Raw genomic sequence first — 17040 nt, forward strand, 5'->3', positions numbered from 1 at the left:
ACGAAACAACGACGCCGTATTCATAAACGAGCCAGCATCTCCACCTGAGCAGGTTATAGGTTTCTTTCTTTGTCGCACCGCCATGACGGGAATTCCTGTGCTTAGAATGCCTTCCCGGAAGTTGGTCGGTGACGGGTTCGACAATCCAGGTCAGGGCGGGCTATGACAGTCGCCGGTATGACCGCCCGGTTACACGACGCCGATTGAAAGAAATGTCCGCTTTTCCTAATTCAGGAGGAAATGAGATGGACGAGGTGACGCCTCTCGATCCCGGCTCTCCCCGTATGCGATTCGGTGCCGAGATGCGCCGACTTCGAGAGGCGGCGCAGCTCTCGCAGTCCTCCGTGGCCGCCCGACTGGGGTGCACGCAGACGCAGGTCAGCCGCCTGGAGGGTGCCAGCCGCACACCGTCGAAGTCCGACGCCGAGAGGCTGGACCGGTTGTTCAAGACGGCCAACGGCAATGCCTTCACCCGTCTTCGGGAACGCATCCTCGCCCAGCCCGGTGGCCCGATATGGTTCCAGAGCTGGGTCGAGGAGATCGAGCCGACCGCCCTCGTCCTACGCTCCTGGGACCCCCTCCTCATCCCTGGCCTTCTCCAGACAGAGTCCTATGCTCGGCACATCTTCAGCCAGGAGCCCCAGGCGACCTCGGAGGAGATTGAGAGAAGAGTCCAAAACCGCATACAGCGGCAGCAAATCCTTGATCGGGACACCCCCTTCTCACTCCTCATGCTTATCGACGCAGGTGTGCTACGCCGCAAGGTTGGCGAAGCCAAGGTGATGTACGAACAACTCGGTTATCTACTGGAAATCACCCAGAGGCCAACCGTATCCGTCCAGATCGTCAGCCCGGAATGCCTTACCGGCCTGATGGGCGCATTCATGATCGCAGAGCTTCCTCATGAGCAACCAGACGCTGTCCACGTGGACTCATCAGACGCAGGACATGTCACGACCGATCGTAAGTCTGTGACCGCGATTTGGAAGCGCTATGAGATGATCCGACTCTGGGCCTATCCTGAGCACATGTCCCTCAAAATGATCGAGGATGTGAGGCAGGAATGGACCTGAGCGCTGCGATATGGCGAAAGTCATCGCGCTCCGGTGGGAACGGCGGCCAGTGTGTCGAGGTGGCTGCCAACCTGCCCGGGGTGATCGCCGTTCGTGACAGCAAGAACCCGGATGGAGCCCAGCTGCTCTTCGCCCCGGCCGAGTGGAAGTCGTTCATCGGCGGCGTCAAGACCGGCGAGTTCGACTTCCTGACCTGACCTTTTACCCCGGTTCATTAAGTGTCGCGTCTCCAGGCTGTGAGCCGGCGACCGGGACGTTCGACGTGACAATGGTCGCTCGTCCCGGCCGGAGGCATCGGAGCAAGACGTCAGAAGAGAGCGTCGCCGGGGAACAGGCCGTCGTCGAGTGAGGAGTCGGTTCTCCTCGTCGCCGGGTTCGGGCTTCGCGCACCGCTCGCGGCCGGTGAGCCGGAGCCTGTCGTGGTAGAGCTCGTCCGACCGGGCTTCTTGCCCGTTGTGATCAGGTGAAGACCGCATCGGCTCCGGGGAAACCCCACACCACCGGTGTCGCCGCCGGACCGTCCAGCCGGTATCCGTTCCCATGCGCCCCGTACCTCTCGCGCAACGACCCCGCACCCGCCCATTCCTGCATCCATGAGGGCTGCGACCGGGCGTTCTCGTCGAGGACGTGCGGCGGTCACTCCTCCGCGAAGTGCGCGGAACGATGGAATCACGCGGCGCAGAAGAACGGGTCGGAAAAGATTTCACATATCCCGTCGATCTTGGGCATCTCCGGCTCGTGATCGGGTAGGAGGTCCCGCCTCCGGCGTCGCCGAAGAACCGGATCCGGGGGGTTCCGGGTGGGCGGCAGGGGGCTCCGAATACGCGCCGGGCAGGGGTGAAGGCCTCGGCGATCGGTCGGTTCGGTGCCCGCTGACATGCCGGAGCGGCAGGTCCGAACGCGTCGTTGACCTGTCGTGGACGGGGAGCCCGTCGCGGGCGGGGAGGGGGACGGGACTCGCCTTTGGCGATCTTCACTCGGCGGTGGCTCATGAATCTGGACGATGCGTGCCCCAGTGAACTCCGGGGATCGCTTTGGCGTGAATGTAAAGCAAATTACGCCGATTTATGTCTAAGACATACCAAAGTTAGGTCTTGTGAACATACAGAAGTGGTGTTCTGATGCATCGCGTACGTAACACGCGGCGGCAGTTAGGAAGATCCATGCGACGGTGGACGGGAAGGGCGAGGGCGGTGGCGGCCTGCGTGGCCGTCACGCTGGCGGCGGGACTGGTGTCCGGCTGCGGCGCCCAGGGCAGAAGTGCTCCGGACAACCGGATCACGGTCTGGAGCCTGGAGAACCTCACCCCGCGCATGGAGGTGACCAAGAAGATCGTCGCGGCGTTCCAGCGGGAGACCGGTGTCCAGGTCGAGCTGGTCGGGATCGACGAGGGCCAGCTCCCCCAGCTGATCATGTCCGCGGCCGCGGCGGGGACCCTGCCCGACGTCATCGGCAGCGTCCCGCTCGCCCCGGTCTGGCAGATGTACACCAACGGCCTGCTCGACACCGCCGCCGCGGGCAGGATCGTCGAGGGGCTCGGCGCCGGGACCTTCAACCGCAACGCGCTGGAGCTGACCGGCGACAAGACGAACCGGCTCAGCGTCCCCAGCGACGCCTGGATGCAGATCCTCGTCTACCGCAAGGACCTGTTCGCCAAGGCCGGGCTCGCCGCCCCCGACTCCTACGACACCATGCTCAAGGCCGCCAAGGCCCTGCACGGCGGCACGACCACCGGCATGTCGCTCGCCACCGACCCGAGCGACGTCTTCACCCAGCAGAGCTTCGAGGACCTGGCCCTGGCCAACGACTGCCGCCTCGTCGGCGCCGACGGGAGGATCGGCCTGGACAGCCCGCAGTGTGTCCAGGCCTTCACCGCCTACCACCAGCTCGCCGCCGACTACGGCGCCCCCGGCACCCAGAGCGTGGACTCCACCCGCGCCACCTACTTCGCCGGCCGGTCGGCGATGATCGTCTGGTCCACGTTCCTGCTGGACGAGCTGGCCGGCCTGCGCGCCGACGCCCTGCCCAGCTGCGAGCAGTGCGGCGCCGACCCGCGGTTCCTGTCCGCCAACAGCGGGATCGTCACCGCCCTGAAGGGCTCGGCCGGCGCGCAGCCCGCGCAGTTCGGGGAGATCTCCTCCTGGGTGGTCACCCGCACCGCCGAGACCGCCCCCGCGGAGAGGTTCGTCTCGTACATGATGAGCGGCGGGTACGAGGACTGGTTCGGCATGGCCGCCGAGGGCAAGATCCCGGTCCGCAACGGCACCGCCGAGGAGCCCGACAGGTACCGCAAGGCCTGGCGGGCCAGCGACATCGGCGTCGACACCAAGAAGCCCATGGAGTCGGTCTTCCCGGCCGAGCTCCTCGACGCGCTCGCCGCCGGCGTCAGCGACATGAAGCGGTGGGGCATCACCGAGGGTCAGGGCGCGCTGGTCGGCGCGACCATCGGCGAGCTGCCCATCCCCAAGGCGGTCGGCGCCATGACCTCCGGCCAGACCTCCCCCGGCGAGGCCGCCAAGGAGGCCGCCGAGGAAGTCAGGGCCCTGCAGAAGTCCCTCCAGTGAGCCGTCCCCGGCCCTGTCCCCCTAGGAAGCCGTGATGAGCACCGTGCACGACGCCGAGCAGCGTCCCTCCCCCGCGCCGGACCCCGTCCCGCGGCCCGGGCCGCGCCGGGTCCTCACCCTCGCCCAGCGTGAGAACCGGGCCGGGATGACCTTCGTCTCCCCCACCGTCCTGGTGGTCGCGGTCGTGGTCATCCTGCCCATCGCCTGGACCGTGCTGCTCGCCTTCCAGCGCGCGCGGCTGGTCGACATCCAGGGCATGGGACTGCTGTCCAACTGGACCCTGGACAACTTCGCCGAGGTCTTCACCTCGCCCGGCTTCTGGACCTCGCTGTGGACCACCCTGGTCTACACGGTGGGCAGCACCGCCGGCTCGATCCTGGTCGGGCTGGTCGCCGCCCTGGCCCTGCGGCGGCCCTTCCGCGGCCGGGCCCTGTTCCGCGGCTCGATGCTGCTGCCCTACGTCGCGCCCGTGGTGGCGGTGACGTTCGTCTGGGAGATCGCGCTCAGCCCGCAGTTCGGCATCGTCAACGAGTGGGGCACCAGGCTCTTCGGCTGGGACGAGCCGCTGGCCTTCCTGTCGACCCGCTCGCACGAGGTCTCCGTCCTGGGCTGGCAGTTCGAGGTCCCGCTCGCGCTGCTGACCGTCATCGCCTTCGAGATCTGGCGCTACTTCCCGTTCGCCTTCCTGTTCCTGCTGGCCCGGCTGCAGGCCGTGCCCGCCGGGCTGGAGGAGGCCGCCACCGTGGACGGCGCCACGCACACCCAGCGCTTCCGGCACATCCTGCTGCCGCAGCTCATGCCGGTGATCGCGCTGCTGTCGGTGTTGCGCTTCATCATGACGTTCAACAAGTTCGACGACGTCTACCTCCTCACCGGCGGCGGTTCGGGCACCGACGTCGTCGCGGTGCGGGTCTACGACTTCCTCACTGCCCGCTACGACGTGGGGGCGGCGGCCGCGCAGGCCCTGGTCCTGGCGGTCATCCTCGCCGGACTGCTCGGCATCTACTTCACATTCTTCGCCAAGAGGGTTCAGGAGGAGGCGTCATGAGCCGCGCACGGACCGAGCAGAGGATCTTCGGCGTCCTGCGCTGGATCGTGATCGCCGTCCTCGCGGTCGTCACCCTGTTCCCCTTCTACTACATGCTCGTGCTCTCGGTGAAGCCGATCGACGAGCTGCTGCTCGACCCGGGCCGCGTCTGGGTGAACCTGTCCGAGCTCACGTTCAGCACGTACCAGGACGTCCTGCGGTCGGTCGAGGAGGGCGGCCAGGGGTTTTTGAGGATGCTCGGCAACTCCGCGCTCGTGGCCGTGGCGACCGTGGCGCTGACGCTGCTGGCGTCGATCCCCGGCGCCTACGCCGTCAGCCGGATGCGGTTCTTCGGCGGGCGCCAGGTCAGCGCGGTGTTCCTGGCCGTCTACCTGTTCCCGGCCACCCTGCTGGCTGTCCCGCTGTTCGTGATGTTCGCGAAGATGGGCCTGCAGGGCAGCCTGTTCGGGCTGGTCATCGTCTACATCGCGCAGACCGTGCCGGTCTCCATCTACATGCTGAAGAACTACTTCGTCACCATCCCGAGAAGCGTCGAGGAGGCCGCCGCGCTGGACGGCTGCTCGCGGCTGCAGACCGTGCGCAGGATCGTGCTGCCGCTCGCCGCGCCCTCCCTCATGGCGACCGGCCTGTACGTCTTCATGATCGCCTGGAACGAGTTCCTGTTCGCCCTGCTCTTCCTGGCCGCCGTCCCCGACAGCTGGACGGTCTCGCTGGGCCTGCAGCAGCTCGCCAACGGCATCGAGGTGCCCAAGACGGTGCTGATGGCCGGGTCGGTGGTCCTCACCATCCCCGTGGTACTTCTTTTCTACGCCGCCGAACGGCTCCTCACCGAGGGCCTCACCAGCGGGGCGGACAAGAGCTGAGGCTGGGAGGGACGTAGCGGATGGCAACCCCCCGGAGCAGCGCGGGCCATCTCCTGGAACTGATCCGCACGGGGCGGGCGCGGACCCGGGGGGAGCTCCAGCGCGTGACCGGCCTGTCCCGGTCCACGGTCGGCCAGCGGCTGGACCAGCTCTTCGCCGCCGGCTGGCTGCGCGCCGTCCCTGGCAGCCACTCCGACGGGGGCCGCCCGTCCGCCCTGCTGGAGTTCGACGACCGGCACGCGGTGGTCCTCGCCGCCGACCTGGACGCCACCCGGGCCCGCGCCGCCGTCCTGGACCTGGCCGGCGGCGTGCTGGCCGGGCACTCCGAGGACCTGCCGGTCGAGGAGGGCCCCGAACGCGTCCTGGACCGGCTGGCCGTCCGGTTCGCCGGCCTGCTGGAGACGGCCGGGACCGTTCCCGAGGCGGTCTGCGGGGTGGGCCTGGCGCTGCCGGGACCGGTGGACACCTCCTCGGGGAGGGTCGTGCGCCCGCCGGTCATGCCCGGCTGGGACGGCCACCCGATCCCGGAGCGGATGCGGCACCGCCTGAACCTGCGCGCCGGCGTGGACGCCGCCGTCCCGGTCCTGCCCGGCAACGGCGCCGACCTGGCGGCCCTGGGTGAGCAGCGCGCGTCGTTCCCGGACTGCCCGGCGTTCGTGCTGGTCAAGGTCTCCGACGGGATCGGCGCGGGCGTCGTCGTGGAGGGCCGGATCTTCCGGGGGGTCGACGGCGGCGCCGGGGACCTGGGCCACATCCGGCTGCACGACCGGCCGGACGTGCGCTGCGCGTGCGGCTCGTACGGCTGCCTGGCCGCGGTCGCCGGTGGCCGCGCCCTGGCCGGGCGGCTCAGCGCGATCGGCGTGCCGGCCGCGTCCGGCGCGGACGTCCGCGCCCGGCTCGACGCGGGCTGCCCGGACGCCGGGCGCCTGGCCCGCGAGGCCGGGCGGCGCTGCGGCGAGGTGCTCGTCACCGTGGTCACCCTGCTCAACCCGGGCGTCCTGATGATCGCCGGGGACCTGGCCGAGACGCACTTCGTCACCGGGGTCCGCGAGCTGCTGTACCGGCGGGCGCCGCCCCGGGTCACCCGCGACCTCCAGATCGTCACCTCCGGCCTGGGCGGGCACGCCGCGCTCGCCGGGGCCGCCACGACGGTGGTCGAGCACGTGTACGCCCCCGACCAGGCCGACGCCCGTCTGGCGGCCCGTCCCCGTCCGGTCACCGGGGGCGGCGCGTGACCACCCGCGGAAAAGGATTTGCGGTCCGCGAGCCGGTGCTGTGATGCTGGCCGCGTGATGATCAGGACGGCCACCGCGGACGACTGGCCGGCGATCTGGCCCTTTCTGCGCGAGATCGTCGCGGCGGGCGAGACCTTCACCTGGGATCGCGACACCGGCGAGGAGCGGGCCCGCGGGATGTGGCTGCAGGCCCCTCCGGGGCACACGGTCGTCGCGGTCGACGCCGCCGGGACCGTGCTGGGCAGCGCCAAGATGAACCCCAACCACATGGGCGGCGCGTCGCACATCTCCAGCGCGAGCTTCATGGTCGACCCCGTCCACTCCGGCCGCGGCGTCGGGCGGGCCCTCGGCGAGCACGCGCTGGACTGGGCGCGCGCCCAGGGCTACCGGGCGATGCAGTTCAACGCGGTCGTGGAGACCAACACCCGGGCGGTGGCGCTGTGGACCGCGCTGGGGTTCGAGGTGGTGGCCACCCTGCCGGAGGGTTTCGAGCACCCGGCCAGGGGATTCGTGGGCCTGCACATCATGTACCGTCGTCTGTGACCTCTCCCGCCACGCGCGCTCTCCCCCTCTCCCGCCGGCACCGTTGATGCCCTCCCTGGACGTCCTCCAGTGGGTCGTGCTGGCCGTCGCCCTGTTCCTGGTGGGCTTCTCCAAGACCGGCGTCTCCGGTGCCGGGACGGTCGGGATCGCCCTGTTCGCGCTGGTGCTGCCGACCAGGGAGTCCACCGGCATGCTGCTGCCGCTGCTGCTCGTCGGCGACCTGGCCGCCGTGGTCTCCTACCGGCGTCACGCCGACTGGCCCCGGCTGGTCAGGCTCTTCCCGTGGGTCGCCGTGGGGGTGGTGATCGGTGCCGGCGTGGTACGCCAGGTCGACGACGCGCAGATGAGACGGCTGCTCGGGACGATCCTGCTGGTGATCGTCGCCGTGCACCTGTGGAACCGGCGCCGGGCGCCGGAGGACTCGCTCGCCAACCACCGCCCGGTGGCGGCGCTCGCGGGGGTGCTCGCCGGTTTCGCCACCATGACGGCCAACGCCGCGGGCCCCATCATGTCGGTCTACCTGCTGGCGGCGGGCCTGCCCGTGCTGGGCCTGCTGGGCACCGGCGCCTGGTTCTTCCTGACCGTCAACGCCTTCAAGGTGCCGTTCAGCGTCGCCCTGGGGCTGATCACGCCCTCCACCATGGTCTTCGCCGCACTGGGCGCCCCGGTCGTCCTGGCCGGGGCCGCGGCGGGACGCGCCGTCATCGGCCGCATCGACCGGACCCTCTTCGAACGGATCACGCTGGGCCTCACCGTGCTCGCCGCGGTTCGCCTGCTCCTCTGAGCCGATCGGCCTCGCCGCGGCACACCCGGCCGGTCTCGCCGCGGTATGCCTGCTCCTCTGAGCCGGCCGGCCTCGTCGCGGTACACCTGGCCGGTCAGGCCCCGCGGCTCCCGCGGATCCCGCGCAGCACGAGGTCGAGGCCGCCGCGGAACTCCTCGTCGGCGTCGACGAGGCGCGCGTGAGCCGCGGTCTCGGCCATGTACGGGAACTCCTCGCGGGGCAGTCCCGCCAGGGTGGCCGTGCCGGGCCCCGAGAGCGAGGCCAGGTGTTCGAGCTGGATCGCCCCGACCACGTAGGCCAGCAGGCCGCGAAGCGCGACGACCCGGGCACGGCCGTCCACACCCGCCTCCGCGAGGACGCCGAGCACCGCCTCCGACCAGCGGAGTATCCCGGTGGAGCGATGCCGGTGGGTCATCGTCAGCGGCACGACGCCCGGGTGGGCGCCCACGTGGTCGCGCACCCTGCCGACCAGCACCGCGACCCGTTCACGCCACGACGCCCCGGGCGGCGGCGAGACGTCGACACCGCCGAGCACCAGCTCCACGACGAGGCCCTCCAGCTCCTGGCGGTCGTCGACATAGCGGTAGAGCGCCATCGTGCTCATCGCGAGCTCCGCCGCGACCGCGCGCATCGACAGCGCGGCGAGGCCGTCGCGGTCGATGACGGCGAGGGCGGCACCGGCGATCCGGTCCCGGGTGAGCGAACGTGGTCGTGGCATGACGGCTGAAAGTGTACGACATACGCCTACAATGGTAAGCGTATGCCGTACACCTAAAAGGGAGTCCCCATGCGTCTCCAGCCCGGCTCCGTCGTCCCCCTTCGCGAACTGCCCGCCGTCACCGGCCCCGCCGTCTCCCTGCCGGACCGCACGCGCCTGGTCCACCTGCAGTTCCGGCGCTTCGCCGGGTGCCCGATCTGCAACCTGCACCTGCGCTCCTTCGTCACCGGGAACGCCGCGATCGAGGCGGCCGGCGTCCGCGAGGTGGTGGTCTTCCACTCCCCGGCCGAGGAACTGGCCGGGCACGTCACCGGCCTGCCGTTCGCCGTCGTCGCCGACCCCGGCAAGAGGCTGTACGCGGAGTTCGGCGTGGAGTCGGCCCCCCGCTCGCTGCTCGACCCCCGGGTGTGGGGAGCGATCGTCAGGGCCATCGCGCGCGGCCTGTGGACGGTCGCCCGCGGGCGGGAGCGCCTACCGGCCCGCCGGGTGCACGGCGGGCGGCTCGGCCTGCCCGCCGACTTCCTGATCGCCCCCGACGGCCGGGTGATCGCGTGCGGGTACGGCGAGCACGCCTACGACCAGTGGTCGGTCGCCGACGTGCTCTCGCTGGCGGCCCGCGAGGGCCGGAGGGAGACGGCCCCGTGACTCACCGGGTCCGGCGGCGCCGGTGGAGGCGTACCGGCGCGGGCAGCCACGGCGCGACGCCGGCCGCGACGAGGATCGACAGCAACGGCACCCGCCACCACCGTGAGACGCTCGCCGGCGGCGGGTCCGGCGGCCGCGCCACCCACGGCCGCGCCGTCTTGGACCAGGCCAGGAACGCGTCCCCGACCGGGAGCAGGCCGAAGGCGTAGCGCTTGGTCCACGGGGTGTCCACCGGAAGGCCGGCCAGCTCGCCGTACCCGGCCAGCGCCCCGGCGAGCGGCGCGTCGCCGTGGACCTGGGCCGCGCCGAGGGTGACCGCGGTCGCCGACAGGCTCACCCCCAGCGGGAGCGGTCCGGAGTCGACGTCGGCCGGGCCGTCCATGCCCTCGGGGTACTCCCGGACGGCCGGCCCCAGGCCGAGGGGGAAGGTGACGTACCGGTCCCGGAAACGCAGGTACTGCTCGGCGGCGAAGGCCGGGTCGATGTCGGGCAGGAACCGGTGGACGATGCTCTGCGAGGTCCCCCTGGCCACCTCGGCCGGCTCGCCGGTGCCGGGATCGACACGGTGCGGGATCAGCCCGGTACGCGGGTCGAGCCGGCCCCGCACCCCGGCCAGCCACCGCTCGGCCGTGCCGGCGAACCGGGGCGGCAGCAGCGTGTCGTGCAGCCGCAGCGACGCCATCGCCACGGTCGAGTCGACCGGCCACGCCTGGCCCGGGTAGGCCGCCAGGTAGGGCGACGCCGAGGCGTCGAACGCCTCGGCGAGCGCGGCGGAGTCGTCGGCGAACCGGCGTGACTCGGCCGGATCGCGCCGCCCGGCCGGCTGCAGGCTCAGCACCCCGCCGCGCAGCCAGTTGGTCCAGCCACGGTGGAAGACGCCGTACGGCGGGACGAGGTCCGGGCTGAACGGGGCGCGGCCGGAGGGCGACTCCAGCCGCTCCAGCGCCCAGCGCGCCTCCCGCAGCGCCGCCGACCGCCCGCCGGCCGGTTCGCGCGCCCCCAGCTCCACCCAGGCCAGCCCGTACAGGGCGTGCAGGAAGAAGTACCCCTCGGGGAACAGCCGCTGCGCCTCGTCCCCGGCGCCGCCGTCCAGCGCCGAGCGCAGGAACGCCAGCTGCCGCGACACCCCGGGCGGCTCGCCGGTCGTCCCGGCGGTGGCGGGCACGACCAGCCGCACCGCCCCCGCCAGCGCGCAGAGACCGATCACGACGGCGAGCGACCGCCGCGCCCACCGCGCCCACCGCGCCGTCCGGCGCCTCCCCGACGGCCCCGACGGCGGCTCGACCATCCGTCGATGGTAGCGCCGGGCGCGGCGGAGGGCGCGACGCGGACGACGGCTCCGCGATCACGCCCGGGTCACGGCGCTCCGGGGGCGCCCCGGGCCGCGTCCGTCGCCGAGCCGTCCTCATCCACCGTCCGGCCGACAGGACGATGTCCGAAAATGACGCAAAAGCATTTAACAAACAGAATCCTGGAATTAAGGAGGGCACCGAAGCGGAATTCGTGCTCCGCCGAAGATCGTCACGGTGTCGGGGCTCCGAGCGGCCGGACCGGACACCGATCTCACGGTGACCGGCGATACCACCCGGCCCCGCCCTCCTGCCCCTGGCGAGGGTACCGGCGCGACAGCAGAACCAGTGCGCAATACCAATAAAGATAGTTGTTTGTATTTACTGCATTTATTACAACCGGTAACTCCCGCCTGACAGAACGCCCACAATTCATAAGGTCAACGCTATGTGACAAATATTACAATCCACCTTAATCGCATCTTTATAATGTGATCATTGCCGATGAGTCGTCCAGTACGGGCGTATTCGTACCGATCGGAGTTCATCGGAATGCAGCTCAGGCGAAACCTGTCCCTGGCCGCCGCGTGGTGCCTCATCGCGGCGGGCCTGGTCGCCTCCCCCTCGGTGGCGTCGGCCGCCGAACCACCCCCCGACAAGAGCGGCCCCCACGTCGTGTCCGACGTCTTCCCCGGCGCCAAGCTCGGCCAGCGCGTCGGCCCCGAGGCCCTCGCGCCGAGCAAGGCCATGACGGAGGCGAAGGTCAGCCCGCAGGTGGTCGCCTGCGACGGTGACGGCACCAGCGGCAAGCGGGTCGAGGTGCTGTACGTGCGTGAGGCGTCCATGCCGAACCGCTACACGCAGTTCCTGCCCATGTTCCGCGCCTGGCTGGCCAACGCCGACGACGCGTTCAACGACGGCGCGGCCACCTCCAACCGCAGCAGGCACATCCGGTACGTCACCACGGCCGTGTCCGGTGGCTGCGCCGCCGTCGTGCGCAACCTGGTGGTCCCCGCCGGTTCGCTGGCCGACTTCAACTCCAGCATCAGCGCCGTGCAGGCCCTCGGCTACACCAGCAACGACCGGCACTACCTGATGCTCACCGAGGGCACGGCGGTCTGCGGCGTGGGCCAGATCCAGGGCGACGACCTGACGACCGGGTCCGGCAACCTCAACAACGGCCGCGCCTACGCCCGCGTGGACGCCGTCCCCGGCTGTTTCGGCGCGAACGCCATCACCCACGAGCTGGGGCACACCTTCGGGGCCGTGCAGATCAGCGCACCCCACTCCGACGGCAGCTGGCACTGCCTCGACCAGTGGGACCTCATGTGCTACGGCGGCACGCCCTCGTGGAGCTGCCTGCAGTGGAACGACTACCGGCTGCCCGACTGCAACCGGGACGACTACTACAACGCCGCCCCCACCGCCGGGAGCTACCTGGCCACCCACTGGAACACCGCCAACAGCGCCTACCTCATCGCGGGCGGCAGCGCCGACAGCGATCCGCATCCCAAGGTCGGCAACACCTACGTCATCACGAACTCCTCCACGGGAGGCGCGCTGGAGCCCATCAGCGGCTCGACCGCGCCGCTGACCGAGCTGAGTCAGCGCACCCGCGTCGACACCCCCAGCCAGAAGTGGCTGATGGGCTATACGACCGGCCTGCAGTTCATCAACGTCGGCAGCCGCCTGTGCGCCGACAGCGCCTACAGCGGCACCACGCCCGGCACGCCGCTCCTGCAGTACCCCTGCGCCGGCCAGGACGGCATGCGCTTCGCCTACCTGCCGACCGGCGGGAACACGTTCGCGATCTTCGACTGGCTGTCCGGGCTGGCCCTGACCGCGGGCGGCGCGCACCCCGCGCCCGTCACCCAGGAGACCTACACCGGCGCGGCCAACCAGAAGTGGGTGTTCAACCAGGTCACCGGCATCACGCCGACCAACAACAGCGTCTACTACCTGCAGGGCCTCGGCAGCCGCGACAACGCCGAGCCCGTGGGCGGTTCGACCGCGTCCGGCGCGCTGGTCACGCACAGCACGCCGACCACCGCCACCAGCCAGCGCTGGCAGCTCCAGGCCACCGGGTCGTACTGGAAGCTGCTGAACGTCAACAGCTCCAAGTGCCTGGACCTCGTCACGGCGAGCACCTCCAACGGCGTCCAGATCAGGCAGGCGACCTGCGGCAGCGCCAACAGCCAGCAGTGGACCCTCAAACGGGTCGCCGACGGGACGTTCTACCTGGTCAACCGGCACAGCAGCAAGGTGCTCGACCTGCCGCCCGGCAGCGGCACCACCCTTGACCAGCAGACCATCACCGGCAACACCGACTCCGGTCTCGGCATCGTCGCCGGCAACCAGATCTGGTACCTCAACCCCGTCTGATCCCCCTGCCCCGCTCTGACCTGTCCCGTACGGCCGCCCGGTATTCCTCCCGGGCGGCCGTACGGCGATGTGCGTCCTCGGGCCGGCCACGGACACACGATCGCGAACGGCACGGACTGCGGGGACGGCGCGAACGGCTGAACGGCGCGAACGGCGCGGACGACCGGGACGGCGGGGGCCGCGCGTGCCGTCAGCGGGAGGCCCGTAACCGCTCGCGCAGGAAGCGACGTTCGGCGTCGGTGGGCGCGAGGTCGAGCGCGGCGCGGTAGGCCTCGGCCGCCTCCCGTCGTGACCGTCAGTCCTCGCCGTCGGGCCAGAACGGCCGCAGCTCGATCATCCCCCTCCACGCCATCGGGTGCCTGGACGCGACGTCGATGGCCTCGACGTCCGGGACGCCGTCGTCCTGGCCGGGCGTGTACGCCGGGTCGGTGCAGACCAGCATCGGGTATCTCATCGGGTCGCTCCCGTCGTGGAACCGGTGGTGGTCGTCGCGGTGATCATGTCCGTGAGCACTCTTCTTTCCCTTTCTTCACCCGGATGACGAACGGGGAGGGCTCTCCACTACAGGTGACGTCAAGATTTTTCAGACGACCGGCCGGGCGGCGCCGGGAGCGACCGGCCGGGCGTCCTTGGGAGCGACCGGCCGGGCGGCGGTGTCAGGGGCGGTGCAGCCATTCCAGGAGATCCGGTGGAGCAAGCCGGGCCACTCGCTCGTGGTAGCGGAGCAGTTCGTCGCCGGTGAGCAGCTCGCGGCCCGCCCCGGACGTGCCCCGGCGGAAGAAGGCGGCGGTGTCCTTGAGGATGCCTGCGGGGTCGGGGGCGAGCCGACCGGCACGGGAGCGCATGCTGGCGAAGGTCGCGGCCTCGACCAGCGCCGGCCAGTCCTCCTCCGGCACCTTGACGCCCAGCACCCGGGCGAGCCTGCGCATCTCGCCGTCCAGATCGTCCAGCAGGTCGTCGTAGTGCGTCAGGACGACGTTCGGCTGCCGGGCACGACGCGACCAGGCGTCCGACAGGTGCCACATCACCCCCGGCAGCGAGTCCATCTCCGCCAGGTGCGAGACGTCCTTGTCCACCCAGCGGAGCAGCCACTCGCGCAACGGCGGCGCCGGCGACGGCGGGCCGGAGGGCTCCGGCCCGTTCGTGAGCACACGGATGCGCTCGCGGTCGAGGTTGCCGCCCTGGTGGTAGAGCGACACGGCCATGTCGAGCGGGTGGCGGGCCACGACGATGTAGGTGGCCCGCTCGTCGATCGGAATGCCGTCGAGCGGCGTGTGCGTCTTGACGAACCTGCGGTGCCGCTGAGCCTCGAGCCGCGCGTACGCCTCGTCCCTCGGGGCGATCAGGTGGTCCAGCCACGGCGACAGCTCCGGCAGGGGTGCCGGCGGCTCAGGGGTCTGGAAGACCAGCAGCGCGCAGATCATCTGCATCCACGTCGTACCGCTCTTCGAACGCGTGCTGATCACGATGTCGCCCCGCCGGAACGGGAACCCGTCCCATCGGGCGCTGTCCTCCTCGGGGGAGGTGTACCGCACAGGCTCCTCGGACATTCGCTCTCTCCTCCCCGGGCGTTCGGCCCGGCCCGCGCGGCTCACGAACCGGGCGTCCGGGAGCGACGCGGCTCTTCGACGGGATCAGGAGCGCCCGACGATACCGCGTCCCGGGACCTGTCCCGGGATCACTGACGGGAGAGAGAGCGGGTGATGCCGGCGGCGATGGTGGTCGCCAGCACCCAGCCCGCGATGACGAGGCCGTAGGCGACCCACTGCCCGCCGCCGGTGGGCTGGTACGCCTTCTCCTGGCCGAAGTCGATCAGCGGGAACAGCAGGTCCAGGGCGTAGACGAAGGCGTTGAAGACAGGACCCTTGCCGGGTTCGGCGCGGGGCGGGTTGTTCAGGGTGAAGACGACGGCGCCGGTGACGAGCAGGACCAGGAACCACAGGGCGGCGCGGACGGGACGGTAGCCGTAACCGACCGTGACGTCCTGCAGCCAGCCCCAGGCGCGGGCGTACCACGGCAGCCTGGAGCGCTGCCGCCGTTGCTTGACGAGCAGGACGGTGCGGGCGTCGACGTCGTGCCCCAGCCGCCGGTAGATGGCGGCGAGCTGCTCGTACGGCTGCGGCACGTACCGGTCGGGGTCGTTCTTCAGCCAGGTCAGGCGTTGGGCGACGGGCAGCATCGGGTCCAGCGCGTCGTAGACGAGACCGTTCTGGCGGCGTGGCGACCAGGTGGCGGGGGCGTCGTAGAGGACGCCGATCCGGGCGTACCGCAGATCGACGACACCTTCGGGCGTCCGTTTCGGCCGCAGGTACAGCTCGCGAGCCTCCAGTTGCCTGGCGGCCAGCGCCTGACCGCCGGGTGCGCGCAGGGTCGCGTCGTCGAGGTCCAGATGCCGTCCGAGACGGGCCCCGTTCAGGGTGAGCTCGCCTTCCGCGCTGAAGCCGCGCCCACACTCCAGTCCGCCGCCGACACTCGCCCCCGAGAGGTCCAGTGCCCGGCCACCGGGGTTGCTCAGGCGGGCGCCGCCGAAATCGGCGAACGTGCCGATCCGCGCGTCGACGAGACGAACCGCGCCGTCGGCGCGGAAATCCTCGGTGCACGACAGCCCGCCACCGAGACTCATGCCGCCGGCGTCGAGGGTGACCCTGCCGGGCGCGTCGGGGTCCGTGACGGACAGGCTCGCGCCGGCCAGGTTCAGCGATCCCGCGACGCGGGCCTGGGAGAGCTTCACCCGCCCCTCGGCGATGAGCCCGCGCGCGTCTATGCTCCCCTCGACCTGCAGCTCCGCGGCCTGGAGCGCGTGGCCGCCGGGGGTGGACAGGCGGGCGCCCTTCAGGCTGAGTTCCCGGCCGATCCTCGAGTCGGCCAGTCGTACCGTGCCGGTCGCGGTGAATCCGCTGCTCAGGTACACCCCGCCCTCCGCGGTGATCCGGGAACCGCGGAAAGCCATCTGCCCCGGATGGTCGATCGTGGTCCCGGTGAAGCTGAGCGATCCCGCCACCCGGGTGTTGCGCAGGCTCACCATCCCGGCGACGGCCGTCCTCCGGCAGAAGACGTTCCCGTCGGCGACCAGGTCGTCCAGGTCGAGCGGCAGTCCGGCCTCATCGGCGAGGTCGGCCTCGTCCAGGATCATCGTGCCGGTCACCCGGGCGCTGGACAGCCGAACCTGGCCCGTGACCCGGAGGCCTTTCGCGGACAGTCCTCGCCCGGTCTGGAGCCGGTCGCAGTCGATCGCCACATCGGGTGCGGAGATCCGCGCGCGGTTCAGCGTGAGGCTTCCCGCGAGCTGGGCCCCGCGCAGTTCCAGCAGGCCGGTGGCCACGCACCCGTCGAGCCGCAGATGCCCGTCCATGTGCACGTTGGAGGCCGACAGGCCCGGCAGGAAGGAGTTCCTGAAGCTCATCTGCGGGCATCGCACCCAGTACAGGCTCGGCGCGCGCTCGAAGAAGCAGGCGAGGAACCGCGCCGAGTGGTGGATGGTGGAGTAGGCCAGGTCCACCCGTTCGGTGATCCGGGCACCTTTGATCCGGATGGCCGGGATCCGGTGTGATCGCGGCACCTGCTCGTTCATCAACAGCGCGGCGATCACCCGGGCGCGGACCGTCCGCTCCGTTCCCCAGGCCGCACCCGCCGTCACGTCGTCCCCGTCCGGCCCTCCCGTCGTGAAGTCGACCTCCTCCCCGTGCGGGAACGCCTCCCACACCCGGCGCTCGGCCTCGGACAGATCCTCGACACGCACGCTCTCTCCCTCGTACGGAACGCACTCCCCCTATGATCGCTCACTTCGCACGGAGGGTTACCGGGCCGGGGACGTCGCCGTCCCCCGCTTTCGCCGGGCAGCAGGTACCACCAGGAGAGCACGAAGACCGTCCCCGAACCGGTCGTGAAGAGCGGCC

Annotated in this window: 15 protein-coding genes; 10 read left to right on the forward strand and 5 right to left on the reverse strand. The window is 70.8% G+C overall.

Going from position 1 to position 17040, the window contains the following annotated elements:
* Nucleotides 1–245: 245 nt before the first annotated feature.
* The 8 genes from AB0G16_RS19160 (at nucleotide 246) to AB0G16_RS19195 (ending at nucleotide 8110) form a co-directional block, all read left to right on the forward strand.
* On the forward strand, nucleotides 246–1073 hold the full coding sequence (locus tag AB0G16_RS19160; protein WP_362806304.1) for a helix-turn-helix transcriptional regulator: 828 nt from the start codon (nucleotides 246–248) through the stop codon (nucleotides 1071–1073).
* The gene (locus AB0G16_RS19165) at nucleotides 1064–1270 is read left to right on the forward strand and encodes a DUF397 domain-containing protein (RefSeq protein WP_362806306.1); all 207 of its coding nucleotides are present in this window, start codon (nucleotides 1064–1066) and stop codon (nucleotides 1268–1270) included. Before AB0G16_RS19160 ends, AB0G16_RS19165 begins: the two co-directional genes overlap by 10 nt.
* A 966-nt stretch (nucleotides 1271–2236) precedes the next feature.
* Complete coding sequence (locus AB0G16_RS19170; RefSeq protein ID WP_362806308.1) at nucleotides 2237–3637, forward strand: extracellular solute-binding protein; 1401 nt, start codon at nucleotides 2237–2239, stop codon at nucleotides 3635–3637.
* A gap of 34 nt (nucleotides 3638–3671) precedes the next feature.
* Nucleotides 3672–4685, forward strand: coding sequence for a sugar ABC transporter permease (locus tag AB0G16_RS19175; RefSeq protein WP_362806310.1), 1014 nt, complete (start codon nucleotides 3672–3674; stop codon nucleotides 4683–4685).
* The gene (locus AB0G16_RS19180) at nucleotides 4682–5548 is read left to right on the forward strand and encodes a carbohydrate ABC transporter permease (protein WP_362806312.1); all 867 of its coding nucleotides are present in this window, start codon (nucleotides 4682–4684) and stop codon (nucleotides 5546–5548) included. The genes AB0G16_RS19175 and AB0G16_RS19180 overlap by 4 nt, the downstream gene beginning before the upstream one ends.
* Before the next feature lie 20 nt (nucleotides 5549–5568).
* Nucleotides 5569–6783, forward strand: a complete 1215-nt coding sequence (locus AB0G16_RS19185) for an ROK family protein (RefSeq protein WP_362806314.1) — start codon at nucleotides 5569–5571, stop codon at nucleotides 6781–6783.
* A 57-nt stretch (nucleotides 6784–6840) separates the two neighbouring features.
* Complete coding sequence (locus tag AB0G16_RS19190; protein WP_362806449.1) at nucleotides 6841–7326, forward strand: GNAT family N-acetyltransferase; 486 nt, start codon at nucleotides 6841–6843, stop codon at nucleotides 7324–7326.
* 46 nt (nucleotides 7327–7372) lie between these two features.
* Nucleotides 7373–8110: a sulfite exporter TauE/SafE family protein gene (locus AB0G16_RS19195; RefSeq protein WP_362806316.1), complete on the forward strand. Its 738-nt coding sequence runs from the start codon at nucleotides 7373–7375 to the stop codon at nucleotides 8108–8110.
* Between the two features lie 94 nt (nucleotides 8111–8204).
* Here AB0G16_RS19195 and AB0G16_RS19200 read toward each other — a convergent pair whose 3' ends face one another.
* On the reverse strand, nucleotides 8205–8828 hold the full coding sequence (locus AB0G16_RS19200) for a TetR/AcrR family transcriptional regulator C-terminal domain-containing protein (RefSeq protein ID WP_362806318.1): 624 nt from the start codon (nucleotides 8826–8828) through the stop codon (nucleotides 8205–8207).
* A gap of 69 nt (nucleotides 8829–8897) precedes the next feature.
* Here AB0G16_RS19200 and AB0G16_RS19205 point away from each other — a divergent pair, with 69 nt between their 5' ends.
* Nucleotides 8898–9473 carry a peroxiredoxin-like family protein gene (locus tag AB0G16_RS19205; protein ID WP_362806320.1) on the forward strand — a complete coding sequence of 192 codons (576 nt, stop codon included), beginning with the start codon at nucleotides 8898–8900 and terminating at the stop codon, nucleotides 9471–9473.
* A gap of 1 nt (nucleotide 9474) precedes the next feature.
* Here AB0G16_RS19205 and AB0G16_RS19210 read toward each other — a convergent pair whose 3' ends face one another.
* Nucleotides 9475–10761 (reverse strand): hypothetical protein, encoded by a 1287-nt coding sequence (locus AB0G16_RS19210; protein ID WP_362806322.1) that lies wholly within the window; start codon nucleotides 10759–10761, stop codon nucleotides 9475–9477.
* Nucleotides 10762–11314: 553 nt separating this feature from the next.
* On the opposite strand from AB0G16_RS19210, the gene AB0G16_RS19215 reads away from it, so the two are divergent.
* Nucleotides 11315–13144 carry an RICIN domain-containing protein gene (locus tag AB0G16_RS19215; RefSeq protein ID WP_362806324.1) on the forward strand — a complete coding sequence of 610 codons (1830 nt, stop codon included), beginning with the start codon at nucleotides 11315–11317 and terminating at the stop codon, nucleotides 13142–13144.
* A gap of 295 nt (nucleotides 13145–13439) precedes the next feature.
* Here AB0G16_RS19215 and AB0G16_RS19220 read toward each other — a convergent pair whose 3' ends face one another.
* The 3 genes from AB0G16_RS19220 to AB0G16_RS19230 all read right to left on the reverse strand — a co-directional run bounded on the left by AB0G16_RS19220 (nucleotide 13440) and on the right by AB0G16_RS19230 (nucleotide 16883).
* Nucleotides 13440–13598: a hypothetical protein gene (locus AB0G16_RS19220; RefSeq protein WP_362806326.1), complete on the reverse strand. Its 159-nt coding sequence runs from the start codon at nucleotides 13596–13598 to the stop codon at nucleotides 13440–13442.
* A 202-nt stretch (nucleotides 13599–13800) separates the two neighbouring features.
* A complete protein-coding gene (locus AB0G16_RS19225; protein ID WP_362806328.1) occupies nucleotides 13801–14694 on the reverse strand; it encodes a sulfotransferase domain-containing protein in 894 nt (297 codons plus the stop codon).
* A 128-nt stretch (nucleotides 14695–14822) separates the two neighbouring features.
* Nucleotides 14823–16883, reverse strand: a complete 2061-nt coding sequence (locus AB0G16_RS19230) for a hypothetical protein (RefSeq protein WP_362806330.1) — start codon at nucleotides 16881–16883, stop codon at nucleotides 14823–14825.
* Nucleotides 16884–17040 lie beyond the last annotated feature (157 nt).

Origin of the sequence: Streptosporangium sp. NPDC023615 (assembly GCF_040640155.1) — a bacterium.
In the GTDB taxonomy this organism is placed as follows: Bacteria; Actinomycetota; Actinomycetes; order Streptosporangiales; family Streptosporangiaceae; genus Streptosporangium.